The organism is Photorhabdus luminescens subsp. luminescens (assembly GCF_001083805.1).
GTDB lineage: Bacteria > Pseudomonadota > Gammaproteobacteria > Enterobacterales > Enterobacteriaceae > Photorhabdus > Photorhabdus luminescens.
Window position 1 is genome coordinate 166,515 of record NZ_JXSK01000002.1, and the last position, 24,582, is coordinate 191,096.

General features: G+C 42.9%; 23 protein-coding genes. 4 read left to right on the forward strand and 19 right to left on the reverse strand.

Annotated elements, in window-relative coordinates; translation table 11 throughout:
• Positions 1 to 8: 8 nt before the first annotated feature.
• The 4 genes from prfB to xerD all read right to left on the reverse strand — a co-directional run bounded on the left by prfB (position 9) and on the right by xerD (position 4,639).
• Positions 9 to 1,107, reverse strand: a protein-coding gene (gene prfB / locus TI10_RS05640; RefSeq protein ID WP_132345410.1) for a peptide chain release factor 2 whose coding sequence is annotated in 2 segments (ribosomal slippage) — positions 9 to 1,031 and positions 1,033 to 1,107 — 1,098 coding nt in all. Because the reading frame shifts where the segments join, the coding sequence is not laid out codon by codon here.
• Positions 1,108 to 1,263: 156 nt separating this feature from the next.
• Positions 1,264 to 2,997 (reverse strand): single-stranded-DNA-specific exonuclease RecJ, encoded by a 1,734-nt coding sequence (gene recJ / locus TI10_RS05645; RefSeq protein WP_049582308.1) that lies wholly within the window; start codon positions 2,995 to 2,997, stop codon positions 1,264 to 1,266.
• A gap of 5 nt (positions 2,998 to 3,002) precedes the next feature.
• Positions 3,003 to 3,704 carry a bifunctional protein-disulfide isomerase/oxidoreductase DsbC gene (gene dsbC / locus TI10_RS05650; protein WP_049582817.1) on the reverse strand — a complete coding sequence of 234 codons (702 nt, stop codon included), beginning with the start codon at positions 3,702 to 3,704 and terminating at the stop codon, positions 3,003 to 3,005.
• A 23-nt stretch (positions 3,705 to 3,727) separates the two neighbouring features.
• Positions 3,728 to 4,639, reverse strand: coding sequence for a site-specific tyrosine recombinase XerD (gene xerD, locus TI10_RS05655; protein ID WP_049582309.1), 912 nt, complete (start codon positions 4,637 to 4,639; stop codon positions 3,728 to 3,730).
• Between the two features lie 107 nt (positions 4,640 to 4,746).
• Here xerD and fldB point away from each other — a divergent pair, with 107 nt between their 5' ends.
• Positions 4,747 to 5,265, forward strand: coding sequence for a flavodoxin FldB (gene fldB / locus TI10_RS05660; protein ID WP_049582310.1), 519 nt, complete (start codon positions 4,747 to 4,749; stop codon positions 5,263 to 5,265).
• A 21-nt stretch (positions 5,266 to 5,286) separates the two neighbouring features.
• Here fldB and TI10_RS05665 read toward each other — a convergent pair whose 3' ends face one another.
• Both TI10_RS05665 and sdhE read right to left on the reverse strand, forming a co-directional pair.
• Positions 5,287 to 5,703 carry a protein YgfX gene (locus TI10_RS05665; protein ID WP_049582311.1) on the reverse strand — a complete coding sequence of 139 codons (417 nt, stop codon included), beginning with the start codon at positions 5,701 to 5,703 and terminating at the stop codon, positions 5,287 to 5,289.
• The gene (gene sdhE, locus TI10_RS05670; RefSeq protein WP_049582312.1) at positions 5,684 to 5,950 is read right to left on the reverse strand and encodes an FAD assembly factor SdhE; all 267 of its coding nucleotides are present in this window, start codon (positions 5,948 to 5,950) and stop codon (positions 5,684 to 5,686) included. Before sdhE ends, TI10_RS05665 begins: the two co-directional genes overlap by 20 nt.
• Before the next feature lie 177 nt (positions 5,951 to 6,127).
• Between sdhE and ygfZ the strand changes: the two genes are divergently transcribed.
• Complete coding sequence (gene ygfZ / locus TI10_RS05675) at positions 6,128 to 7,117, forward strand: tRNA-modifying protein YgfZ (protein WP_049582313.1); 990 nt, start codon at positions 6,128 to 6,130, stop codon at positions 7,115 to 7,117.
• Between the two features lie 14 nt (positions 7,118 to 7,131).
• Complete coding sequence (locus TI10_RS05680) at positions 7,132 to 7,737, forward strand: HD domain-containing protein (protein ID WP_049582315.1); 606 nt, start codon at positions 7,132 to 7,134, stop codon at positions 7,735 to 7,737.
• A 383-nt stretch (positions 7,738 to 8,120) separates the two neighbouring features.
• Here TI10_RS05680 and TI10_RS05685 read toward each other — a convergent pair whose 3' ends face one another.
• Positions 8,121 to 8,750 (reverse strand): alanyl-tRNA editing protein, encoded by a 630-nt coding sequence (locus TI10_RS05685; RefSeq protein ID WP_049582317.1) that lies wholly within the window; start codon positions 8,748 to 8,750, stop codon positions 8,121 to 8,123.
• 87 nt (positions 8,751 to 8,837) lie between these two features.
• Here TI10_RS05685 and TI10_RS05690 point away from each other — a divergent pair, with 87 nt between their 5' ends.
• A complete protein-coding gene (locus TI10_RS05690) occupies positions 8,838 to 9,770 on the forward strand; it encodes a LysR family transcriptional regulator (protein ID WP_049582318.1) in 933 nt (310 codons plus the stop codon).
• A 451-nt stretch (positions 9,771 to 10,221) separates the two neighbouring features.
• On the opposite strand, the gene TI10_RS05695 is transcribed toward TI10_RS05690, so the two are convergent.
• From TI10_RS05695 to TI10_RS26580, 12 genes are all read right to left on the reverse strand, one after another.
• Positions 10,222 to 11,754, reverse strand: a complete 1,533-nt coding sequence (locus tag TI10_RS05695) for an MFS transporter (RefSeq protein ID WP_049582319.1) — start codon at positions 11,752 to 11,754, stop codon at positions 10,222 to 10,224.
• A gap of 21 nt (positions 11,755 to 11,775) precedes the next feature.
• Positions 11,776 to 12,663 carry a prephenate dehydrogenase dimerization domain-containing protein gene (locus tag TI10_RS05700; protein ID WP_049582320.1) on the reverse strand — a complete coding sequence of 296 codons (888 nt, stop codon included), beginning with the start codon at positions 12,661 to 12,663 and terminating at the stop codon, positions 11,776 to 11,778.
• Positions 12,656 to 14,731, reverse strand: a complete 2,076-nt coding sequence (pabB, locus tag TI10_RS05705; protein WP_049582321.1) for an aminodeoxychorismate synthase component I — start codon at positions 14,729 to 14,731, stop codon at positions 12,656 to 12,658. The genes TI10_RS05700 and pabB overlap by 8 nt, the downstream gene beginning before the upstream one ends.
• On the reverse strand, positions 14,732 to 15,055 hold the full coding sequence (locus tag TI10_RS05710; RefSeq protein ID WP_049582322.1) for a chorismate mutase: 324 nt from the start codon (positions 15,053 to 15,055) through the stop codon (positions 14,732 to 14,734).
• A 60-nt stretch (positions 15,056 to 15,115) separates the two neighbouring features.
• Complete coding sequence (locus TI10_RS05715; RefSeq protein WP_049582323.1) at positions 15,116 to 16,390, reverse strand: 8-amino-7-oxononanoate synthase family protein; 1,275 nt, start codon at positions 16,388 to 16,390, stop codon at positions 15,116 to 15,118.
• Positions 16,391 to 16,414: 24 nt separating this feature from the next.
• On the reverse strand, positions 16,415 to 17,257 hold the full coding sequence (locus TI10_RS05720) for a HemK/PrmC family methyltransferase (RefSeq protein WP_244161528.1): 843 nt from the start codon (positions 17,255 to 17,257) through the stop codon (positions 16,415 to 16,417).
• Positions 17,254 to 18,687: an NAD(P)/FAD-dependent oxidoreductase gene (locus TI10_RS05725; RefSeq protein WP_049582326.1), complete on the reverse strand. Its 1,434-nt coding sequence runs from the start codon at positions 18,685 to 18,687 to the stop codon at positions 17,254 to 17,256. The genes TI10_RS05720 and TI10_RS05725 overlap by 4 nt, the downstream gene beginning before the upstream one ends.
• A gap of 1,551 nt (positions 18,688 to 20,238) precedes the next feature.
• On the reverse strand, positions 20,239 to 20,523 hold the full coding sequence (locus TI10_RS05730; protein WP_049582328.1) for a type II toxin-antitoxin system HicA family toxin: 285 nt from the start codon (positions 20,521 to 20,523) through the stop codon (positions 20,239 to 20,241).
• A gap of 14 nt (positions 20,524 to 20,537) precedes the next feature.
• A complete protein-coding gene (locus TI10_RS05735; RefSeq protein WP_049582329.1) occupies positions 20,538 to 20,834 on the reverse strand; it encodes a type II toxin-antitoxin system HicB family antitoxin in 297 nt (98 codons plus the stop codon).
• A 382-nt stretch (positions 20,835 to 21,216) separates the two neighbouring features.
• Positions 21,217 to 21,396: a hypothetical protein gene (locus TI10_RS05740; protein WP_049582330.1), complete on the reverse strand. Its 180-nt coding sequence runs from the start codon at positions 21,394 to 21,396 to the stop codon at positions 21,217 to 21,219.
• Between the two features lie 344 nt (positions 21,397 to 21,740).
• Positions 21,741 to 21,962, reverse strand: coding sequence for a hypothetical protein (locus TI10_RS05745; RefSeq protein ID WP_049582331.1), 222 nt, complete (start codon positions 21,960 to 21,962; stop codon positions 21,741 to 21,743).
• Positions 21,962 to 24,535 carry a DUF637 domain-containing protein gene (locus TI10_RS26580; protein WP_394298757.1) on the reverse strand — a complete coding sequence of 858 codons (2,574 nt, stop codon included), beginning with the start codon at positions 24,533 to 24,535 and terminating at the stop codon, positions 21,962 to 21,964. Before TI10_RS26580 ends, TI10_RS05745 begins: the two co-directional genes overlap by 1 nt.
• Between the last annotated feature and the right edge of the window lie 47 nt (positions 24,536 to 24,582).

A 24,582-nucleotide genomic window follows, 5' to 3' on the forward strand; every position in this document is an offset into this window, starting at 1 on the left:
TTAGTTCCTCATAAGCCAGCTTTAAGGCTTGCTTCAATGAATTTATCTAGATCGCCATCCAGCACCGCTTGTGTATTACGCGTTTCAACGCCAGTGCGCAAGTCTTTGATGCGTGAGTCATCCAGAACATAAGAGCGAATTTGACTACCCCAACCAATATCGGATTTATTCTCTTCCATTTCCTGTTTGTTAGCGTTCTTTTTCTGCATCTCCAGTTCATACAGCTTCGCTTTTAGCTGTTTCATCGCCTGGTCTTTGTTTTTATGCTGAGAACGATCATTCTGACACTGAGTCACAATGTTGGTTGGAATATGGGTAATACGCACCGCAGATTCTGTTTTGTTAACATGCTGACCACCCGCGCCAGACGCACGATAAACATCAATACGTAAGTCTGCCGGATTAATTTCAATATCAATATCATCATCCACTTCGGGATAGATAAAAGCAGAACTGAATGAAGTATGGCGACGGCCGCCAGAATCAAATGGGCTTTTACGTACCAAACGGTGAACACCGGTTTCAGTACGCAACCAACCATAAGCATAATCACCCATGATCTTAATGGTCGCTGATTTCAGGCCAGCAACTTCACCATCTGATTCTTCAATGATTTCAGTCTTAAAGCCTTTGGATTCAGCCCAACGCAGATACATACGCATCAGCATACTTGCCCAATCTTGAGCCTCAGTACCACCAGAACCTGCCTGCAAATCAAGATAACAGTCAGCACTGTCGTACTCGCCAGAAAACATGCGGCGAAATTCTAATTGACCCAATTTTTCTTCAAGCTGTTCCAGCTCTACCACAGCTTCATTAAAGGTCTCTTCATCATCAGCTTCTACTGCCAGTTCCAGTAAACCTTGTACATCTTCCAGTCCCTGCTCAAGCTGATCAATCGTTTCGACAATCTCTTCTAATGAGGAACGTTCTTTACCCAAAGCCTGTGCCCGCTCCGGTTCATTCCAAACATCAGGCTGTTCCAATTCAGCATTAACTTCTTCTAAACGCTCTTTTTTGACATCGTAGTCAAAGATACCCCCTCAGAACCGTTGTCCGCTCAGACAGGTCCTGAATGTGGTTTTTTACCGGATTAATTTCAAACATATTTTCGTGTCTTACGTTGTGTAGTCGTAGATAAATGGATAATTTTCGAACCGCGTATTGTAGCGGATTCGCCACAGGGTTTATAGCACTTCAATAGATTTGTCACGCATTCATAAAGAGTACGTGACAGTGACTGACTATCTGCTCATCAAACTGTCAATAAGGCCAGAGATGCTGGATCAAAAGCTGTACATTACGGTTGCCGCGAAATTCATTAACATCCAGTTTATAGGCAAGTTCCACTTCGCGGACACTGTTGTCCGGCCAGCGAGTAGGATCGATATTGAACGCGATACCGTCCAGCATCGGACCACCGTTTAATGGCTCCACTATCACCTTTAAATGGCGTTCTCCAACAATGCGCTGTTGCAGTAGTTTGAATCTACCGTCAAAAACCGGTTCCGGGAATGCCTGCCCCCAAGGACCGCCATCACGCAACATTTCTGCAATATCCAATGACAGTTCATTGATCGTTAATTCACCATCACTCCAGATAACACCTTCAAGTTGAGAAATATCTAACCAATCCGCCATTAATGCAGAAAAGTGATGCTGGAATCGTTCAAATTTATCCTGTTCAAGTGATAAACCGGCCGCCATTGCATGACCGCCAAACTTAAGTATCAACCCCGGATGCAAGGTATCAAGCCGCTCAAGGGCATCACGCATATGCAACCCCTGCACTGAACGACCTGAACCTTTCAAAATACCGTCCCCCGCCGGAGCAAAAGCGATAACCGGCCGATGAAAACGTTCCTTAATCCGGGAAGCCAGAATTCCGACTACCCCTTGATGCCATTCTGGATGGTAAAGCGCTAGCCCATAAGGCAACTCAGTGCTGGTACGTTCAAGTTTGTCACAGATTTGCAGTGCTTCTTGTTGCATTCCCTGCTCTATTTCACGCCGGGTATGGTTAAGACTGTCGAGTTCGCAAGCTATCTGACGCGCCTTTGTCATGTCGTCAGTAAGCAATAAAGTGACGCCAATGGACATATCATCGAGGCGACCGGCGGCATTCAGTCTTGGCCCCAGAAAAAAGCCCAAATCACTGGCTGTCAGCTTATAAGCATCACGCTTGGAAACTTCCAGTAATGCACGTATCCCCGCGCAACAACGCCCTGCACGAATACGATTCAAGCCCTGATAAACTAAAATCCGGTTATTAGTATCCAAAGGCACAACATCGGCAACGGTGCCTAACGCAACCAAATCCAACATTTCCGCCAGATTCGGCAACGCGATTCCTTGCTTTTCAAACCACTGCTCTTTTCTCAGCGCCGCCCTTAAAGCAGACATCAGATAAAATGTGACGCCAACCCCAGCCAATGATTTAGACGGAAACGAGCAATCAGACAAATTGGGATTAATAATGGCATCAGCGGCTGGCAAAACGTCACCCGGCAAGTGATGATCCGTGACAATGACTTTTATATGGTGCTGATGGGCAACCGCAACCCCTTCATGGGAAGAGATGCCATTATCCACGGTAATAATCAAGTCAGCGCCTTTTTTGACGACCTCTTGCACCACCTGTGAACTTAAACCATAACCATCTTCAAAACGATTTGGCACCAGATAATCCAGATGGCGATATCCCATCGAGCGTAATGAGCGGATCGCCAATGCCGTACTGGTCGCGCCATCAGCATCAAAATCACCGACAATAACAATACGCCAGTGTTCATGAAGTGCTGTCAACAAGAGCGCCACCGCCTGTTCCACACCACTCAGATGCTGATAACTCAATAACCCTTGAACGCCACGTTCCAATTCATTCTCTTGCTGAATACCACGAATGGCATATAAACGACGCAGTAATGGATGAATCTGTTGTGGAAGATGGCTGTCATCCACCGCCGGACGGCGGCGAAGTTGTGTTTCAATATTCACTAAACTTATTTACCACGTTGCGCCAGTGCTGCTGCCAAAGCCTCTGGCGGCATATATCCACCTAACAGGCTGCCATCATTAAGGACAATCGCCGGCGTTCCCTGCACGCCAAACTGTAGACCCAGTTTGTAATGGTTAGCAATATCCACTTTACAGCCCTTAATTGGCGAAACATCATCATTTCTAAATGCAGCATCCAGTGATTTCTGCGGTGTCGCGCTGCACCAGATAGATTGCATATCTTTAGCAGATTGGTGCTGCATACCTTGGCGAGGGAATGCCAGATAGCGCACAGTAATACCCAGTTTATTGTACTCTTTCATGCTTTCATGCAATTTATGGCAGTAACCACAGGTAATATCCGTGAAAACGGTAACCACATGCTTCTCTTCCGGCGCTTTGTAGATGATCATTTGATCTTTCATTGCTTCCAGTTTTTTCATCAACAATTGATTACTGACATTCACAGGAGAGCTACCACTGACATCATAGATTGGCCCTTGCAATAAATATTTACCGTCATCAGATAGATAAATGATCCCTTGCTCGGTCACTACCATATTTAAACCAACAATCGGCGATGGCTGGATGTTTTCTGCTTTTATCCCTAGTTTCTGCATTGTTCTATGGACAGCATCATCCTCAGCAAGCGCATTTCCGCTAAACCAGGCCAGCAAAAGAGGGAAACATAACACGCTTTTTTTCATTTTCGGTTCCTTTAAATCCATGCTCACCCACGCGGATGATGTTGTTGATGTAGCAATTTAAGCCGTTCTGTTGCTACATGAGTATATATTTGTGTTGTGGATAGGTCACTATGCCCCAATAACATCTGCACAACGCGTAAATCCGCGCCATGATTAAGCAAATGTGTGGCAAATGCATGACGCAAAACATGGGGAGATAACCGTTCAGCGTCGATTCCAGCCAGCAGCGCATAATGTTTAATACGATGCCAGAATGTCTGTCGGGTCATTTGTCGCCCCCGATTGCTAGGAAAAAGGACATCCAACGTTGCGCCATTCAGCAACCCGGCTCTTCCATATTCCAGATAATGCTCTAACCAGTAAATCGCTTCTTCCCCTAAAGGCACTAACCGTTCTTTATTTCCTTTACCAATCACTCTCACCACGCCTTGACGCAAACTGACATCGGAAAGTGTCAATCCCACCAACTCAGATACCCGCAAACCACAGGCATAAAGCACTTCAAGCATTGCTTTATCCCTTAGCTCCACCGGTTGATCTATACAGGGCGCATTAAGTAGATTTTCTACCTGCTTTTCACTCAAATCTTTAGGCAATCGCTTTGGTAATTTTGGTGCAGACAAAAGCGCGGTCGGATCATCTTCCCGCATTTTTTCCCGATAAAAATAGAGAAACAACTGGCGCATAGCACTGAGTAAACGCGCCGAACTACTGGCTTTATACCCTCCATCCATGCGTTCCGCCAGAAAAGAGTGTAAATCTATCGTCTGGACAGATAATAAATTATGACCATGATGTATCAACCAGTTATCCAGTGCTTGCAAATCCAACCGGTAAGAAGCAAGCGTATTTTCCGCAAGATCATGTTCCAACCAGATAGCATCAAGAAATTGTTCTATCAGTGGATTAGTCAACTGAGTTGGTTGTTTTGACACGAAACGCTTTCCTTAAATCTGCACATCTCTGCTGGCTATTATGCCTGAAAAAGCAATTCTTCTGTTACAATGCCAATCCAGATATTCAAAAACCATAATGATTAATGATGAAGATTGGTCTTTTTTACGGCTCCAGTACCTGCTACACCGAGATGGTAGCAGAGAAAATTCGCGATATCCTTGGTGAGGATTTAGTTGATCTCCACAATATCAAAGAAACAGCCCCTGAATTAATGGAACAGTACTCTGTACTAATTCTTGGCATCCCAACATGGGATTTTGGCGAATTACAGGAAGATTGGCTGGTTATTTGGGATCAAATCCCTTCCCTCGATTTACAGGGAAAAATTGTCGCCATGTATGGCATGGGCGATCAAATTGATTATGGCGATTGGTTTCTTGACGCTCTCGGTATGCTATATCACCATTTACGCCCTTCAGGCGCGCATTTCATTGGCTTCTGGCCGACTGAAGGTTATGAATTTACCAGCCCGAAACCATTAACGGATAATGGCTCACAATTTGTCGGGCTGGCATTAGATGACGTAAACCAGTATGAACAAACTGATGATCGTTTATCGCAATGGTGTATGCAAATCCTGCAAGAAATGGAGCCTCTGCTTTAAATCAGGAAAATTTCAGCTCAATCAGATATTAGGATATTGCAACAACAGTTGATTAATATTCCTCCATTCATCCTGTGACATACCATCGGATGCGACCCATAAACGGATTTTTTTCTGGTTATAAAAAGATTGAGCCGTAATTAATATGCCATAACGACACAGCCATGGTCGTCGGACAATTCGCCACTCGTGCTTCTTCCATTGCAACTTATTATCACTGAACAGAACTAAAAGCCCTTGTGATTTACGGATATTTTTCTGGCTACGCCCCCAACTGGCAATAATCAACAGTACCAAAGGAAGCCAGAAAATCCAGAAAATAGCGTCATCCGCAGGCCACGGAGCAAGCAGCACGATAAGCGCGATTGCACCATGAACACAGGTGGAAATTAACTGGGTATGCCAAGATACCCTGAGATCACACCTCCACAGGACCACGATCTTTATTTCTATTCTGAATAAGTTTAATCATGCGAAATAGCTCTCCATCTTCTGGACGTCCATGATTCATTAGCCAGTTAAATAGATCAGGATCAGCACATTCAAGCAAGCGAATAAAAAGTCGTTTATCATCATCACTGAGCGAGTCATATTCATACTTAAAAAACGGCATAATTGAAATATCCAGCTCACGCATTCCACGCCGACATGCCCAATGAATACGTGCTTTATTATCAATATCCATGTTCAAAAAATCCCCTTTTTAATTCTCATTGTTAGTTTTAACGCTATTAGCCATTTAAGTCGCCCGGCAAACTTATGCATCATGCCAGCTAATAGCAATAATAACTACTTGCATTGTGCCTCAGCTCTTTTACCATTATGCATCATTGGCTCAAATATCTGACTGGCAGGATGTGTCATGGCTTATAAAACTCCGTTTTCTTCACAATCTCCATTGTCTTCATCAACCCTTCCGCTGACGTTAATATCTCTGGATGACTGGGGCTTGGTAACCGCAACTGGACCGGATACAGAAAAATATCTACAAGGTCAGGTTACAGCAGATATTTCCGCACTTGCAACGAATCAACATGTGCTTAGCGCTCACTGTGATGCAAAAGGCAAAATGCGGAGTAATCTGCGCCTCTTCCATCGTGGTGAAAGCCTTGCTTATATTGAGCGCCGCAGTGTGCTGGAAAACCAGCTTACAGAACTGAAAAAATATGCCGTATTCTCCAAAATGACGCTAGTTCAGGATGAAAACGCAGTATTGCTTGGTGTTGCAGGTAAAAATTGCCGCGAGGCACTGAATAATATTTTCCCAACACTACCCGATGCTGATAATGCTGTCGTTGAACATGAAACGACGACTTTGCTCCATTTTACCCTGCCATCTGAGCGTTTCATGTTGATTACCGATACAGCAACTGCTGAGCAGTTAACAGAAAAACTTCAAGCTCAGCTTAATAATAGCCAACAGTGGTTAGCTCTGGATATTGAAGCTGGCTTCCCAGTTATTGATGCGGCAAACAGTGCGCAATTTATTCCTCAGGCAACTAACCTTCAGGCACTAGAAGGAGGAATATGTTTTAAAAAAGGGTGTTATACCGGTCAGGAAATGGTGGCCCGTGCTAAATATCGCGGAGCGAATAAACGAGCAATGTACTGGCTGGCTGGCAGTGCTGCCAAAATTCCTGTAGCCGGAGATGATTTGGAATGGCAATTAGGAGATAAGTGGCGGAGAACGGGTACCGTTTTGGCTGCCGTTAAGCTGAATGATGATAGTGTCTGGGTACAGGTCGTCATGAATAATGATATGGAAAGCAATAGTGTATTCCGTGTCCGTGACGATGAGGGACATGCATTAACTATTCAGCCTCTGCCTTATTCTCTCGATGAAGAAAAATAATTAATGAGGTTTATATGTCGTTAGCAATACCTGCCGTTGATTTTGGCCCTTTTACTGATGTCATTAGTTTTTTGATGGAATTGGATAAGCTGAAAAACGTTCAACGGCGAACTAAGTTACTGGATAACCATCGTCGGGAAAATTCAGCCGAGCATAGCTGGCATTTTGCTATCGCCGCAATGAGTTTTGCGCCCTATGTAAAAGGGGTAGATATCCAGCGGGTTATTCAAATGGCATTAATTCACGATATTGTAGAAATTGATGCGGGTGATGTGATGGTTTACGATTTAGCAGCCCGTGAAGCCATTCATGAACAGGAAATCAAAGCCGCCGATCGTCTTTTTGGTTTACTTCCCGAACCACAGAAAAATCATTTTATGTCACTTTGGCAAGAGTATGAAGCAGCAGAAAGCCAAGACGCCCGTTTTGCTCTTACGCTGGATAGACTAATGCCGATGTTGATGAATCTGTACAATAAAGGACAAAGTTGGGTAGAAGACGGTATTCGTTTTGAGCAGGTGATTAGCCGCAATAAATTCATTGCCGATGTCTATCCTGAATTATGGCAATATCTACTGCCACAACTGGAAATCGCACAGAAGAAAGGTTGGTTGAAATAACTTTTTTCCGAAAATTTTAGATCATAAATTGAATGCGCTATATGAATAATATAGCGCATAAAATAAGAATAACTTGGTTATATTGAAGCCAATTATAATATTAATAAAAGAATAATAATATTTTATAGAGCTAACTATCCCACCAAAATAATAATCTTACAGAAAAGAAAATCATTTATATTATTTACAGCATTCTCAACATAACTTTTAAAAACTTCCACTATAATTCTTTCTGAAATAATTTTTAGTATCTCCAAAGTTATAAATTGGTTTAATTTCAAGAAAATTATTTTTTCATCATAAAATCTCAAACATGTAAACTACATACTTTTATGAATTACCTTCATAAAAGCAACACAAAAATATTCTGATATACAATATGATTAAACTTTGTAGTTAACTGTCAGTTTCCCCTTTTTATTTTTCACTTTTTCAATGACTATATTTTTAATCTCATCCAGATAATTAACATGTGTACCACCGCATGCATAAGGCGGTAATGTTCCAAAACTCACTTCTCTAAGCCCGCATTTATTCATTGAAACTCTACAGGCTAAATTTTCTGTTATGAGCTGACTACATAATTCACTAATAGATTCAAGGGTGAGTTCTTGAGCTTGTTCTGTTGGAGAAAACGTGACTTTAGCCTCCCCAGGCCAATGATGAGCTTTTATAGGAATCCATCCTTCTTTTTCCAGAATATGTCCGATAATATGACCAGCAGAATGATAACGTGAATGTAGTATCCTGGCATCTTCATCAATTCGAGCTATCGCTTTTCCTGGTGGAAGATAGCCATTTGTCAGATGTATGATCTCATCATTTTCCATAATGGTATGAATCACACAAACATTATCCAGCCAACCGGTGTCAGAAGGTTGACCTCCTCCTTGTGGATGAAAGGGGGTTACATCAAGCGAAACTGCATAAGTTTGCTCATCACGGGCGATACACTTCAAAACCTGAACTTCCACGACGGAAGCAGAACTATTGAAATAGAGTTGAACTGTCATATTTACTTACTCCAATTGATATTTTTTATATTATATTAACGCTATTAAGAACAATAAATCCCCTTGCCAACAAAGGACTTTTTCCTCGTGAGCACAAATAAAACGCTATCATTGATGAGCGAAATGGCCATATTTGTAAAGGTAGTTGATGCAGGAAGCTTTACCGATGCTGCACGGCAATTAGGCGCCACGCCATCTGCCATAAGTCGTTCTGTCACCCGACTTGAAAAAGCTCTAGGAGTCAGGCTTTTGCAGAGAACAACACGCAAGGTTAAATTATGTGAAAACCAACGTGAAATTTACGAAAAATGCTGTGAAATGTTCAATGCGGCACAAGCAGTTATGGAAACTTCAGCTAGATCCAGCGAAGTACCACAAGGATTAATTCGGATAAGTATTCCGAAAGCTGTCGGTCACTTTATTGTACACCCACATATACCTGAATTTTTAAATCGTTATCCTAAAATAGATATCCAGCTACTGCTTGAAGATCGCACAATTGACCTGATTGACGACCAAATTGACTTAGCTATTAGAATTACAGACCAACCGTCACCGGGTCTAATGGGGAGATGTTTAATGAATATAAATCATATGATTTGCGCTACTCCTAAATATCTCAAAACACACGGCACACCGGTACTTCCAAATGATCTGAAAAATCATAACTGTATTTATCTTGGTGAAGAGCCAAATGATTCATTATGGCGATTTCGCAAAAATAACAAGATTATGAAAATAAAAGTATATGGCCGCTATTCTGCTAATCATACCGGAGTGAGACTTGATGCTATATTAAGAAATATAGGAATAGGAAGTCTTCCTTACTTTGTTGCACGTCCTCTATTGGAAGAAGGTAAACTTGTACAAGTTCTACCTGACTGGATATTTAAAACTAACTATTGCGGTGAAGCCTGGATACTTTATACACCAACACGGTTTTTACCTGCAAAAATACGTGTTTTTATTGAATATCTTGCAAAGAAATTAAATGAAAATAAAGATCGACTTTCCCAATAATTAATTTATACATGTTTTCTTCCATTAATTGAAGAAAATATCTTTGTGATACATTGCTATTTTTTAATTATAATTAATCAATTATTCAACTTAAAAATTATCCAGTCATATATTATCATTATAAATATAAGCACCAAAATAATTCAAGTTATTGGTTTAACTCCCAAATCAAACCAATATAAATCATGCAAAGATCGTGAATAACATTTATATTGCACAATAATAAAAATATATTATTACCAATAAATCATTAATTTAATTAAATCAATGACAAAAATTTTTAAATAAATATGATGAAATCATTGTCATTCATTCTATTTATTATATTCCTTTAGCACTTTAGAAGTATAAGTATACTGTGAAATGAGATGTTATTTTCAGGATATTTAATAACTGCGGATAACCACTCAAAACAATAGTGCAGCCATTGAAATGGCTGCACGTCAAATTATCAATACTCAAGCGCCTGTTCTTTCTGCGGAGCTTTCAGCAAACGCCAGGCAAGCAATACCACTCCTGCGGTTAATATTGCCGTCATCCAGCTCATCATATGAATAGCGCTGGTGAATGATTCCGATGCCGCTGCCATCAGTTTCTGCCCTTCTGATTCAGCTAATGAGTTCGCAACAACGTAAGCTCCTGCTAACGTCTCTAAAGCCAATCCAGCCTGTTCCTGAGAGACCTCATTCGGCAATTGTAAGGTTATACGATAGAAGGCGGTGACCAATCCCCCCAAAATCGTCGTACCAAGTACAACCCCCACTTCATAAGCCGTTTCGCTTATTGATGATGCCGCTCCTGCTTTAGAGGAGGGTACTGATGAAAGCACCAAATCATTAGACACCGAAGCAATGGCTCCCACACTAATATCTAATAATGCGAAAGCAACAATTAGAGTGACTAAATCACTACCAATACTCGCGACCAGAAGAAATGAAATACCTGCAATACTCAGCAAAATTGGCACCAGATAATGAGCCGGCACCCGTTGAGCAATGGGTACTATCGCCATACCCATCACAATTGCCATAATTTGTCCGGGAACCAGTGCCAGGCTAGCCAAAATCGGCTCCATACCGAGTACGATTTGCAAAACCTGTGTGGCAAAAAAGACAAAACCCACCAGCAATGCCAAACTCAGTAAGTTAACAATAACCGAACCGGTAAACATACCATTACGGAACAGGGAAAGATCCATTAACGGCACAGGCAGACGCTGTTGTCGGCGAACAAATAGCACACCAGCAATAAGACCAACCGACAGTTCGAGTATGACACTTATTTCAAACCCATCACTGGCAAGGTGTTTAATCGCGTAAACAATACCCCCCATAGCGATGATCGATAATAGAACGCTATACACATCGATAATGCCGGTCTGCTTTTTATCGGACTCAGGCAATAACATTGGTCCGAAGATCAGCAATGGTACTAATACCGGTACTGCCAATAGGAAAATTGAACTCCAATCGAAGAACTGCAATAACACACCACCGACTACGGGACCTAAAGCCGAACCGATAGTTAATGTCGTCGCCCAAATAGCGACAGCCACTCGACGCTGTTCACGATCCTCAAAAAGAGTGCTGATCAACGCCAAAGTTGAAGGCATCAGCATCGCACCAAAAAATCCAAGTGCGGCTCGTCCTATAATCAATTGTTCAGGTGAAGTTGACAGTGCGGTGAACACCGAAATAACAGTGAATCCCAAAGATCCAAATAACAGTAATGAACGATGGCCAACACGATCGCCGATACTCCCCATTGATACCAACAAACCAGCCAATACCAATGAATAAGCATCAATTATCCATAATTGCTGGCTTGCACTGGGCCCCAGAGCTTCCGCAATTTTTGGTAAAGCAAAGCTTAAGATCGTATTGTCCACCGTCACCAACAATACTGGTAACATCAATATCAGCAATCCCAGCCAATTTCTGAGTCCTGCCCGCCCGTTAGCCTCAGCAACTCTATTTAACGACATCCCCTCAACTCCTTTCCTATATTATTCAAGCGTTGAAAAAATATGCTGGCAATCAGCAGCACTGATATCGAGCTGTTCCCCCAGTTGTTGCGCAATATCTCTGAGGTTATTGCCAAATTCAGTTTGATCGCCAGCCTGTACTATCGAATCTAACTGTTGTATGGCATGCAGCAACCCCTGACGAGATTCGGCAGCCATCGGATTTTCATATTGAACGTCCCAGTACACTTCTATTGGATTGCGTAAAATCCTTGATAATAACGCCAGCATTGTACGCATGGGCGGTGGCGCAATAGTTGCCAAAGTACGAATATCTAACGGACTTTTCGCCAGCACTAAGCCAAAAATCAGTATCGCGGCATGAGGCAAAGCCTGACAAAGCGCCATAACCTGATCATGTTCCTCTGGCGTCATTCTGCTGATACGCATATCGGCCTGCATCAATACCCGCTCAATCCAATGTTCACTAACATGACAGTTATCGAGAATGACTGCAACCGGCCTTTTTTGCTCCGGCAAAGATGGCGAGAACATCGGGTTAACACCAATGAAAGGCTGCCCAGGGGCGGCAGCTCTTAACGCAGAATAAAAAGGGGCCTGAACTGAACAGGTTGACACGATCTGTACATCATCGCCAATAGCAGACAACACCCAAGGCAACGCTTGTATGGCAACCGCTTCCGGTAAGGCAAAGACTACCGCCTTTGCCCCACTAAAAACCTCGCCAGCATCAGCAACCGGATTTAAGATATCAATCTGATCGTAATGAGAATGATAGCAATGAGAACGCATTCCCTGCGTTCGTTTATCAACACTGCAAGCCATGTGACCACAGCGAGTAAAAAGGCGCGCCAATAAAGAACCAATAGCACCTTCTCCACCAAGAATGACCACTTTATGGTTATTCACACACTTCCTCCGCCATATGGCTAAAGCTGAAATAGGGCACACTCGCTTTGACCAATATCTCTTCAAATTCGCCATAAGGATCGGAATGAGCGACAATTGCGCCTCCGATGCCGAATTCAGCACATTCTTGATGTAATACAGCCGTGCGTATCACAATACTTAATTCCACTTCACCACTGAAAGATAACCATCCAAGCGCACCGGAGTAAACACCGCGAGCCGATGACTCTAAAGCATCAATAATCTCCATCGTGCGCTTCTTCGGCGCTCCGGTCATTGATCCTCCTGGAAAACATGCCCGGATAGCCTCCATTGATGACGTTTCTTCGCATAATTCACCGCGTATGGTCGAAACCAATTGATGTACGGAAGAAAAACTCTCAACCTTAAATAATTCAGGTACATGCACACTGCCTGGACGACATACCTGATTAAGATCATGACGCACTAAGTCCACGATCATCAGATTTTCTGCTCTATCCTTAGTGGATTGATTCAATTCCATCTGCAAGCGCTGATCATCTGCTGCCGTTTTTCCCCGTGGCCGGGTTCCTTTAATCGGTCTGGATTCAATATTTCTGGTCTCATCAATATGTAAAAACGTTTCTGGCGATGCGCTCAGTACAGAAAAATCCCCACATGCCAGATAGGCGCCATAAGGTACAGGACTGGCATGACGCATACGCCGATAAGCATCCAACGGATGTCCTGAATAAGCCATTTTTGCCCTATTCGTCAGACAGATTTCACAAGATTCGCCATCTGTGATGTATTGAAGTGATTTATGGATTCCATCTATATACTTCTGAGCGCCATATTCCAGGCAAATTTTGTTTTGATCAACAGCGCCAGGAATAAAGTCAGGTATCACTTCATCGGTATTTTTTGCCATTGCCACAGAAGGCTCCGGCGGCCAATTTTGTGGCTGTCCTATTGGCGAGATAAGACACTCATAAAGCTTATTCTGTTGGTGATCAAATACAAAAAAATGCGGAGTAAATATTAAGCTGGCATCAGGATGTTCTGAATGATATTTTTTGCTGCCAATTGTCAACGCCTTTAATTCATATCCTAAATAACCAACAAAGCCGCCTTTAAATACAAATGGCATTGATTTTGGCGTCGAAATTTCCACCATATCAAGCAACTCAGACATCAACGAGAAAAAATCTCCCTGAACAATCTTCTCGCCATCAGGGCCAGTCAACCGCAAACTCTCAGTCTGTACACGGTATTCAAGTCTGACAGCGCCCTGTTCATTACCGCTTCCCATCATTGAGAAGCGGGTATTAGGTCTATCGGAATTTTCACTATCAAGCCAGAAAGCGTGTGTATCGTTGCCATAACGTTGAATAAACAAGGATTCAGGATCGACTATCTCCTCACATTCACGATAATTCAGCTTGAGATATTGTCTTCCGCCTACCGCAAGATAGGCTTCATTGACATCAGTGCATATATTCTGGGCGGCAACTTCCTGTTTGTTATTCTCTTTATACATCTCCGCTATACGCACGAAATTACTGAGTAGCTCACGCCCATATTCAGAATCAATCGATTCAGGATGAAATTGAACCCCCCAGATCGGCCTTTCGGTGTGCTCAATCGCCATGATTAAGCCATCATCAGTCCAGGCAGTACATTTTAGATTGTCAGGCAGCCGGGTACATATCAATGAGTGATATCTGACCACTTCAAACTGCTCAGGCAAACCGAGGAATAATCCTTCTCCGGTGTTCCTGATGCGACTGCGATAACCATGTACCGGATTGGGGGCATGTTCTACAAAGCCGCCAAATGCCAGGCTAATTCCCTGATGACCGAGACAAATCCCCAACAGTGGAACTTTGGCACGTGCAATAACTTCAGCACAGACGCCAAAATCACTGCTTTCAGCCGGATGCCCTGGCCCCGGAGAAAGCACTACCGCATCATACTCGTCTATCGCTAACTCTTCATAAGTCAAAGAATTGGTGACTACGGACGGCACACTGCCCGTCACTTCATACAGATATTGAGCAATGTTTTGCGTAAAAGAATCATAATTATCAATGAGCAGTATTTTCATTTATTTTTTTACTTTCTCGTTTAACAACTGATCAATCAATTCTTCTTCCCGACAGCAAGTTTCTTCGATTACCAGTTGAAATATTGATTCAGTATATTCAGGCCGTAACCCAAAATCTGTTGATTTATCCCGCAACATATCCAATAACGAGGTAATACGTTGTGGCTGCATCATCGGAATATCCTGTTCCGCTTTTATCTCAGCGATTTTCATGCAGACTTTCATTCGTTCTGAAAGAAGCGCCAGAATCTGCATATTAATAACATCCAGAGATTCCCTGTAAGGTTGTAATATGTCCTGCTTATTTATTATTGATTGAGTCATATATTGATCTTCGTCACTGATTCATTTCGATGATCTTCTTTATCGATAAATTGGCGTCAATTATACCTGTGGAACTACCGCTTGTGGTTCAACCCAATTCAACCCTTTTTTCCTTATTTCAAATAAGGTATTTGCTAATTGTTTGATTTCACTTGCCTTATGCTCACTGGAGAAGGCAAAACGCAACATTGCATTGCCATCTGGGACCAGTGGATAAAATACCGGGAATAATAAGATACCGTTGTTACGCAGCAAACGAGCGGCTTCAAGCCCTTCCGTTTCATTTTCGAATAAAGCGCCACGGACGGGAGATTGCACACCGGCATTCATCAAACCGTTATCCATTAAAGAATCAAACAGATCGATGTTTTTCCACAACTGCTCCTGCCGGATTTCTATTTCAAGGCTAAGGTGAAGTTTTGCTGAGGCAACGTTAGCTGCCAACATCGGCACCATAATCGAATGACCAAAAACCAGAGGATTCGCTAAGGTACTGATCACTTCGACATCATCGGCGCCTGCAACCACGACAAACCCGCCCGCGCCGCCAAACGCTTTGGATAATGAGCCTGCAAGTATGAGGTTGGCTGGCAGAATATGGTCAAGCGCAGCAAAAGCATAACCGGCGCCATGACGCCCCATAATGGAAATACCATGAGCATCATCGACATAGACATAACCTCCGGCAGCGGCCAATTGTCGAGTTAACGCGGCAACCGGAATCAAACCATTCATTGAACCAATACCATCAATCAGCAGAACAGGAGTACGCTGATCCTCCTCGCACTGCTGCAAAGCTTGCTGTATCGACTGCGGATCAGCACTATCGACCCGCGATACCGGTCCAAACTGTTCAAGAATACCTCGTAGTACCTGCATAGAAGCATGAGCTGTTTTGTCCATCAACCAATGCACAGGCCGGGAAAGGGGATAACTCGGTAAAGAGCCACTACCCAATAACGGTAATACACCAAGGTGAACATTACTGGTAGAAGTAAACACAGCAACAGAACCACCCGGATAAATCTCTTCCAACAGTTTCTCTAATTGCCCCAAATACTGTGGCCGCATCGCACCACGGGACGATGACAAATGTATCCCTGTGCGGGACATTGCCTGATTTGCCGCTTCAATTAAGACAGGATGATGTTCTAATCCTAAATAAGAACAGGAAACAAATTCAGTAAAGATTTCTCCTTCCTGTGTCGTAATTTGCTTACCTTGACGCTCTACTACAGTGAAACTAGTCAAACCTTCATCGATAGCCTGTGCTAAAGCGCCGGTTGTCCGTGACCGGCGAATTGTCATCCAATCCTGCTTGTGTTCTACATTCATTATTTAGATTCCAACTGTCTAAGTTCAAATGCGCTTACAACCAACAGTGATTACCGAACTGCCCGTTGTGTCAGAAATATCTTCATCAATAATGGTTCGTACCAAGGAAAAACCCGCATCTGAAAATAATGCTCTGACACACTCTTCCTGACTTTCACCATGTTCAATGACTAACCAACCCTCTGATTGCAGTAGCTGCTTGGCTTGTTTTATAATCAACCGAGTTAAGTCAAGCCCATCATCCCCCGAATACACCGACGCATAAGGATGATGCTCCTCCCATTCCGGCAATATTTCCTGCTGTTCTGGCACATAAGGGGGATTAGCCACAATCAACGCCACCGATTCGTTAAATTGAGAAAATGCTTGCCAATCCCGCAAATCTGCTTTTAATGCATCGGCTTTAATCGCCCAATTCGCCAACCGATAGATATTGCGCGTCAGGTATTGAAAAGCCACATCATCATATTCGACACAAGTGACCTTTAAATCCGGGCGACGTTTCGCAATGGCTAAACCGATGGCGCCACTACCGGAGCATAAATCCAGAACCACTGCCCCGTGAGGCGTTTGATAGTCATTCTCCAACCACTTATGAATAACCTGGCTATGAGGACGCGGAATAAATACCCCCGTTCCCACCGTCAGAGGCAAGCCATCAAAATCCACAGTACCGACAATATGCCCAAGTGGGACCCGGTTGCAGCGTTCATGAACCGCAAGCATAAATTCATCACGAGCGCGATCTTTACAGCGCCTTTCCAGATAACGGTCAATCAGGCAATCAAGATCGGCTTCCACGTCCCAAACGCCGGCCTCTGACAGTAACTCTCTGGCTTTATCAATAACAGATTGATCTAAACTCATGACCATGCCTCATAGTAACTACGTAACTGTTCACGCATGGATTCATAAATATGGGAGAAGGCAACCAGCTCTGGCGGCGGCGTGAATTGAGGATGAAGAGACTCAATTAAATTCTGGTAATTGCGCATCATCCCTTCATTTAGCAGCGGCAGCCAGTAAGGTTTGATATCCCAGCGATATTCGTAACCGGTAGCAAACATTTGTTGGGCGGTCTCTTTAGCCATCACTTCACGGGAGAAACCCACTAACGGAGGACGAACTGGATTAAAATCATCAAGATTAATGCGTGTATTTTCCACTCCCGTCAAAGCATTAGCGATATAATCCGCTAATAATGGCGATTGATGTAAGCCATCACGGTAAGTCCCGGTAGCCAGCCAAAGGCCATTCACGCCACATTCGCCAATCAACGGGAACCCATCAGCCGGAATTGGCCGGTTGCCAACCTGAATTGAAAGGATCTCAGCATCATGTAAGTTAATATCCAACTGATCTAACGCACAATCCAACAAGAACTGCACATCAGAAATCAGTGCCTGACTGCGGGGCTTTTCAGACAGAATATTGGTCGCTCCAAGGTACAGCACGCCATCACCGCGTGGTACACAATGCAGCCCACAAGCAAATGCCCGGTTAGGGGTACGGATGACTGAGGTCGGCAATTCTCTGCCTTTTGGCATCTTGACCAGAATGGATACCCCATAGCCGGCAAAGATTGGCGGAATTTGGCGAACAATAGAAGGTATATTTGATAACAGATCTAACGAATGCGCGCCAGCAGCCACAACCACCTTATCTGCCATTAAACGCTCACCACTCAGCAGTTCAACGCCTGTAGCTAAACCATCTTCGATTAGCACACATTTAATATTCTCTGCTTTAAGGACCCCACCCTCGGCCACAAATGCCGCATCCAGCTTTTCCAGCAATAAATGCGAGTTCAGCGCATGCTCATCAGGAATGTACAAAGCACGCAGCGGACGCACTAAGTCGTTGGGCTTTAACCACTCAATTTCACGCGGGTCAACGGTTTCATAAGGCGCCGCATAATCGATCAAGGTTTGCTCGATAGCGTCATAATTGACACTGTCAATCTCTTCCATCCCGGCAGTGTTCAGTATCACGTGAGTGCCTTTAGCGGTAAACAGCGATCGGGCATCACCGGAAGAGTCAGCTAACCGTTGCGCCCAAGCCGGCCAAAGCTCTCTGGAAATACAATCCATATTCAATTTCAACTTACCGTGTTCGCTCGCTAATAAGCCACTGGTAATTTCGCCAAAACAACCATTCATTGCACCGGCAGCTTTAGAGGCAGCATTGGTTCGGTCAGTCTCTCCAACCCTGCAAACCGAAAGATTTCTGCTTGCCAGCTCATAGGCGATTGAACCTGCAATTGCCCCTGAACCAACAACAATAAAATCGTATTTCACTTATTTACTCCTATATGGCCTGTGGCCAATTTATTTTAAATATTTTGTCAACAACTACGGAAAATAATTATCATCCTCTATAGTGAGAATATTTTTACTGCTTTACATCAATTGTAAAAAAAATAACCCTGTGTTCATCAGTAATTAAAATGACGAATCACTCTCAGATTTGCACTAAATCTAAAAACAAATATGCAATAACAAACCATTACATTAGAAACAGTTTAAATTTATTATCAGTCAAATATAATCACCCATATTAATTAATTTGAGAAAATAAAAATCCACAATAAAAACAATAAATTGAGCAGCATCACAAAATGCCATTTATATTTAAAATAAATAATAACAAGAGATATTATTATATCTGAAATAACATCTGTAAATCAGGAAAGAACAATAATCATCAAATACAAAACTGTCAAATAAATTTCATCTTATATTATAAACAAAAAAACCATATAAATATTTTCAGTATAAAATAAAAACAATTTAAATTTAAATTGTTACGGGGAACAATATTCTAAATGACTTTTATTCTTCAATAAAAAAACAAAAATTCTCAAGAAAGGTGTTTTTTTAAATTTATATTTTATATCAACTTTCACCAATATAGACTAGAATACATGAGTTATTATGTCATAATTGATTATTATATTAGTGATTATTTATGATCAACGTGAACATGGTGAACATGCACATTTCAGATGATTGATTTTTAACGTCTCAACTATCACTGCTGAGTTCTCCTCAATAATAAAACGAGAAAGTTTGTACTGGCAGTCTGCATGAGAATGGCATTTTGCTGCCATCAGAGGAGTTTAACCCTGTTTTTAATGCCTTTAATCTTGTGAAGAAAATCCGTTTTTTATCTGTCAATGTGGTTTTAAAATCAGGAAAAAAGAGCAAGCACATTATGTTTTTAACATTGTTCACTTTTTCTTTTTACTTATATTTCTCTTTTTCGGCGATAGTAAACTCATTTTTATCGGTAATGATTAAACTAAGGGTTAAGAAAACCAGAATTTCATTAACACCCGTTTTTAAAAGGTATCGTGTGATTAAAAAAAGCTTTTTCACTTTCAAATTTAATATATATAGCGGCGATACTATTATTCACTTATTTTACATTCATTTGCTCTGCCATGATTATTTAAAAGTGAGAATACAGAGAAATTAAAGCTTTTATATAAAGGGTAAGTTTAACTCAATAAGTAAAATAATATTATTCATACAGTCTGATATTAAAGTGATTTATTTCCATTATTTTACGAAGCAGACCATCAAAATAATGTAATAAAAAATGGGGTAAAAAGAGGTAAAAAACCATCGTTAAAACTTTATACCAGTTAACCCAGGAGTTAAGACGATGATTTTTAATAATAGTCTAAAACCCATCTATTATAATAGCCATCAGTGAAAAATGAAAAACAAGGGTTGATTTTATTAATGCTTATTCCTTGGGGAAAACGGATAGTAAAAAACCACCTCCTCAGTTAAGCGGCGTAAGAAAATTTTTTAGTGTTGATAAATTAAACTATAATAAGTTGCTTACTCTGAATTCTCAGCGTGCACTTGCTCAACGCTAATCACACCTTTACATAATGAGTGAAACTCTTTTGCGCTGATACCAGCCTGTTTAGCCATTGATTTTATAAGGTCTCTGGAAAACGGGGCGTGATGTTTATCGACCGTTACCAGCCATTTCCCGCCCTCTGTTTTCCTAATCCACTGCTCATGAGATGTGCCCTTTTTGGGTTTCATCTCAAAACCAAGTGCAGTAAGCCCTTTGATAACTTCCGCATATTTCAATGGCGTTAATTTTTTAAAAAACATGGCGCAGCCCTATGTCAAGCCGGTTCGCACTGTTCATTAAAAACTTTAGCCATACCGCTGTCTTCTCTATTCATGAAAATTCGAAAGGCAATCCGCCAATATTTAATCCACATTGATAGTGGCGCTTTTCGACTTAGCATTTGTTTAGCGTACTGAGGCTCCGCTCTCACTTCTTCAAGATAATCTTCAATCTGGGCTTCAAGCTTATTTATTGCTTCTTCTATATTATCACCCTGCGCCGCTAAAGACAGATCTAAGCAGGCGGCTACATATACCTCACCCTGACGATAAGCCATGCAACGTAATCTCATTTTTCTTCCCCTCTGTCACCTCAGAGACTCACCCCATATACAGACTGTATAGAATTTAGTGTAATACGTTTAATATTGACTAAGCAAACCCGTTTCTCAAAAAGGATGCTCCAGATTTAGATGAAGAACGAAGAAAATGCAAGCACATTCGGAGCATTTTAAACGCAATTTTTGCCATTATGACGTCATGATGGCACTACTTTATAGAAAATATCAAACGTGGATAATTTTTGTGATAAGCTAGCCGCCTGCCGCCACGGCAATCGCTGCATTCCGTCGCGCAACGACGCGCTCTTCCGCAGCTTTATCCTCTTTCTCTGCCGCTAATATATCTTTTTAATTATCTACCGATAACTGATACAACATATGCTCAGTCATGTTATTACGATATTTGCGTGCCCAATTCGGATAAATCAACCGTGGTCATCCGCTCTTTTAATTCAAACAGTTTGTCTAATCCATATAAGCTGGATAAATGAAACAGACTCTCTGATGCTTCCGGTACATTGGGACGAAATAGATCAATATCGTGACCCGCTAAGCGTAACTTGTTGTCCGGCACTGATTCAAACTCTTCGCAAAATTAAATCATATGATTAATATTGCCCGTAGCATTCAAAATACACCCACTATGACAACCATGAAAGAATAAGCTCCAAGTTAAATTGCCTGAGTCCGGTGGAGTTCCAGACTCAGGTATCATTAACTGCCTAATGTAACCTATCCAATTTTTTGGGTCAGTTCATGCACGCGGGGGTTTAATTTCCAGTTACCATCCATCAACAGTAATTTCTCTGCCGTAAAGTCTGACCATGAATACGCCTTTTTCTAATTACACTCAATAATTCCCCCACTGTGCAGTTTTATACCTGACCAACAACAGCCCGACGCAAAGCAGGGACCAGTTTATTTATTCAATAAATGTTCTTTTGCTTTTGATAAAGCATCTTGAAGCCAATCAAGATCAATAGTTCTAGCATTAGGAGAAAATTCTACCTTAATATTTTCAATTCCCTCTTCTTGTTGCAAGAGAGCAAAAAATTCTCCATTACAATAAATTTCAGCGATCAAATATTCATAATCTACATCGCTTGCTACGACAATTTTTAGTTGATGTCTATTATTCATTATGGCTCCAAAAATCCACGGAAGTTACCTTGAGGATCGAATCTGGCCCCGCGACCATCCGATGCTATTATATCAAAACCACCAAAACGATTGCCCTCTTGGACCTTAGCTCCTGGCGATTTGATTATTCCCTCCAAGATTTTTTGTCCTTGTTGATTAATCTGTGCTGGACTTCCTTTAGCAACAGGGAATGCACTCCCCTCTCGGCTACCATGTTTCTGCAAGGCTCTACCAGCAACAGTTAAATCTCCTGCTTTAGCAGCCGGATCAATTTTAGTTCCTGTTTTAGCAAGTTCAGTTAACCCTAATTTGCCAAACCTCTCTGTGTCTATTTTTTGGGCAATAGGTTCATTACGTATATTTTTAGTTGCATCAACCGCTACAGTTTCTGTTTTTACCGCCGCAGCTTCCGCCGCTGTTGCCAAGTTGCGCTCCATATACAACGCTTCTTTTTCAATCAAGCTAGCTACGGCATGGGTATCAGGTTTAGCATTACTTAACAGCGGTTTTGAGGCATGACTCAATCCTTCTGCCAGATCCTTCGCACCTTCTTTGCTGTTACCTAATACTTTTACCGCTCCAGCCGCCAAAACACCCGTCCCAACTGCCGCTTCCGGCGCAACCGCATCAGCAACAAAAATCCCCACGTTATTCAGGCACAGCGCCGGATTCGTTTTACAGCCTTCCAGCGCAACACGCCCTGCCGTTGCCATTTCAGCCGAACCCGCAATCAGTATATGACCGCCATAAACCAGAGCATAGCCGCCTGCCGCCACGGCGGTGACGGCAATCGCTGCATTCCGTCGCGCAATAACACGCTCTTCCGCAGCTTTATCCCCTTTTTTTGCCGCTAATATATCTTTTTGATTATCTACCGATAACTGATACAACATATGCTCAGTCATGTTATTACGATAGACAAGCTCCGCGCTGTTTGCCGCACTATAAGCGCCTTCCGGGGTATGGCTAATCAGGGCGCCTGATAACGCTCCGATAAATTTAGCCGTCTGGGCCTTACCTTCATTACCCGTCAGCGCTTCCTGAAGCTTATGGATTTGTCGCTCTGTTTCATTCTTATACGCCGGTTCAAATAGCCTGCTTTCCATTGTGATGGCGGCTAATTCAGCCGCCAGCGCGCCCACAGCAGCCCCTTTGGCATCCCCACCGGCGATTTCAGCGCTAATGCCTGCCACAACCGCATGGCTTAACATTTTTCCTGAATGGCCTAAAATCTCCCCATTATCACCAATCAACCTGGCGCCTTCCGCGTTAATCTGGTTACCCACATTACTCAACAACGCCGCTTGCAGATTATCCGTAAAACTGCCCCCGTTAATAGCGGTGCCTATGGTTGAGCTCACGACGGATTGCGCCGCGACACGCTGGGCCACCTGACTCCAGTTATTGTTACTCAATAAGGGAAGCTTCGCTTTTACAGGATAGACAACGCCTTTTCCCTCCACTAATTTTCCCCAGCCCATCGTGTGGTCTAGTCCCCCTAATGCGCCGCCCACCGCTATTTGGGTCACGAGGGATTTGACGGCATCGCGCTTCGCTAAAGCGGCCAGTGTTTTGGTGAGATCCCCTTTATTTTCAACTAACGCCACCGCCGCCTGAGAGGTCAACCCTATCATACCGCCATAAGCCGCCCCATAAACCGCGCTCGCCGTGGCTCCTGTGGCCCCTGTCGCTCCCACGGCGCCGCTTCCCGCCCAAGCAGCCAAGCCCGAACCCGCCGTGACCGCAGCGACAGCAATCGCAATCACTGCCCCCGCAACGGGGTTTAAGCTTTCACTTTTTTTGTCCCAACTGCTGTAAGCGTCCTTAACCCGATTCCACTGGACATCATTGCGGTCTTGAAGATTTTTCAACCACTCCGTACCGGGGGTGTTACTCAGTACCCCTAACGCGTCTTCCAGTAACTGCCCCTCTTTCACTTTCACATCCGCACTGATGCCTTTCGCCGCCTCCACCGTCAGCGTACCGCCAACATGCACTGACGGGATTATCCATGTCTCCTCACGGTGACCTTTATCGTGCTGCGTAATAAAAAAGCCTTTTGATGTGGTGAGGGTCTGCTCAAAATCAATATTTGGCATCGCCTTGAAGTTCACCTTCCCGGTCTGGCTGGTGATTTTCGCGTTTTTATCGGTTTCTATTCGACTCGCTTCTAATGTCACTTCATCTTTTGCCATCAGGTTAATATCACCACCGGCAGTAAATTCCGTGACTTTGTTGGTATTCTTGATTTGTATTTTATGCTCTGTCTTAGAACCAAATACTTTGCACGATTTTATGGGACCAAAACCTTTGCAGCTTTTCTCCGTTTCTTCCCGCCTATAGACTTCTTCCATTGCTTGCGCATAAAGAAAGCCGCCGGTTGCCGCGATATCCATCACGCCTTTGGCGATTAACTCCGTCGCCTGGAATAAAATACTGCCTTGGGAACGCATAGTTAATGCGCCGCCACTATTCAGCCGGCTGGCATGTTGCGTAAAGCGCTCAATATTCCCCTCGCGGATAAATTCTTGTCGCGATTCAAAGCGCACATTTCCACCCGCGGAAAGCAACATATCATTGCCGGATGTCAAACGGGTTCCAGAGGTTAGCAGGTTGCCTG

Bases quoted from the DNA above. Each gene is read 5' to 3' on its own strand.
- TI10_RS05680 (WP_049582315.1), top strand. From the start codon at position 7,132: ATGTCGTTAGCAATACCTGCCGTTGATTTTGGCCCTTTTACTGATGTC.
- TI10_RS26580 (WP_394298757.1), bottom strand. From the start codon at position 24,535: ATGTTGCTTTCCGCGGGTGGAAATGTGCGCTTTGAATCGCGACAAGAA.
- pabB (WP_049582321.1), bottom strand. From the start codon at position 14,731: ATGAAAATACTGCTCATTGATAATTATGATTCTTTTACGCAAAACATT.
- TI10_RS05720 (WP_244161528.1), bottom strand. From the start codon at position 17,257: ATGAGTTTAGATCAATCTGTTATTGATAAAGCCAGAGAGTTACTGTCA.
- sdhE (WP_049582312.1), bottom strand. From the start codon at position 5,950: ATGGATATTGATAATAAAGCACGTATTCATTGGGCATGTCGGCGTGGA.
- ygfZ (WP_049582313.1), top strand. From the start codon at position 6,128: ATGGCTTATAAAACTCCGTTTTCTTCACAATCTCCATTGTCTTCATCA.
- fldB (WP_049582310.1), top strand. From the start codon at position 4,747: ATGAAGATTGGTCTTTTTTACGGCTCCAGTACCTGCTACACCGAGATG.
- TI10_RS05745 (WP_049582331.1), bottom strand. From the start codon at position 21,962: ATGAATAATAGACATCAACTAAAAATTGTCGTAGCAAGCGATGTAGAT.
- TI10_RS05695 (WP_049582319.1), bottom strand. From the start codon at position 11,754: ATGTCGTTAAATAGAGTTGCTGAGGCTAACGGGCGGGCAGGACTCAGA.
- TI10_RS05715 (WP_049582323.1), bottom strand. From the start codon at position 16,390: ATGAATGTAGAACACAAGCAGGATTGGATGACAATTCGCCGGTCACGG.
- TI10_RS05685 (WP_049582317.1), bottom strand. From the start codon at position 8,750: ATGACAGTTCAACTCTATTTCAATAGTTCTGCTTCCGTCGTGGAAGTT.
- TI10_RS05735 (WP_049582329.1), bottom strand. From the start codon at position 20,834: ATGAGATTACGTTGCATGGCTTATCGTCAGGGTGAGGTATATGTAGCC.
- TI10_RS05710 (WP_049582322.1), bottom strand. From the start codon at position 15,055: ATGACTCAATCAATAATAAATAAGCAGGACATATTACAACCTTACAGG.
- TI10_RS05730 (WP_049582328.1), bottom strand. From the start codon at position 20,523: ATGTTTTTTAAAAAATTAACGCCATTGAAATATGCGGAAGTTATCAAA.
- dsbC (WP_049582817.1), bottom strand. From the start codon at position 3,704: ATGAAAAAAAGCGTGTTATGTTTCCCTCTTTTGCTGGCCTGGTTTAGC.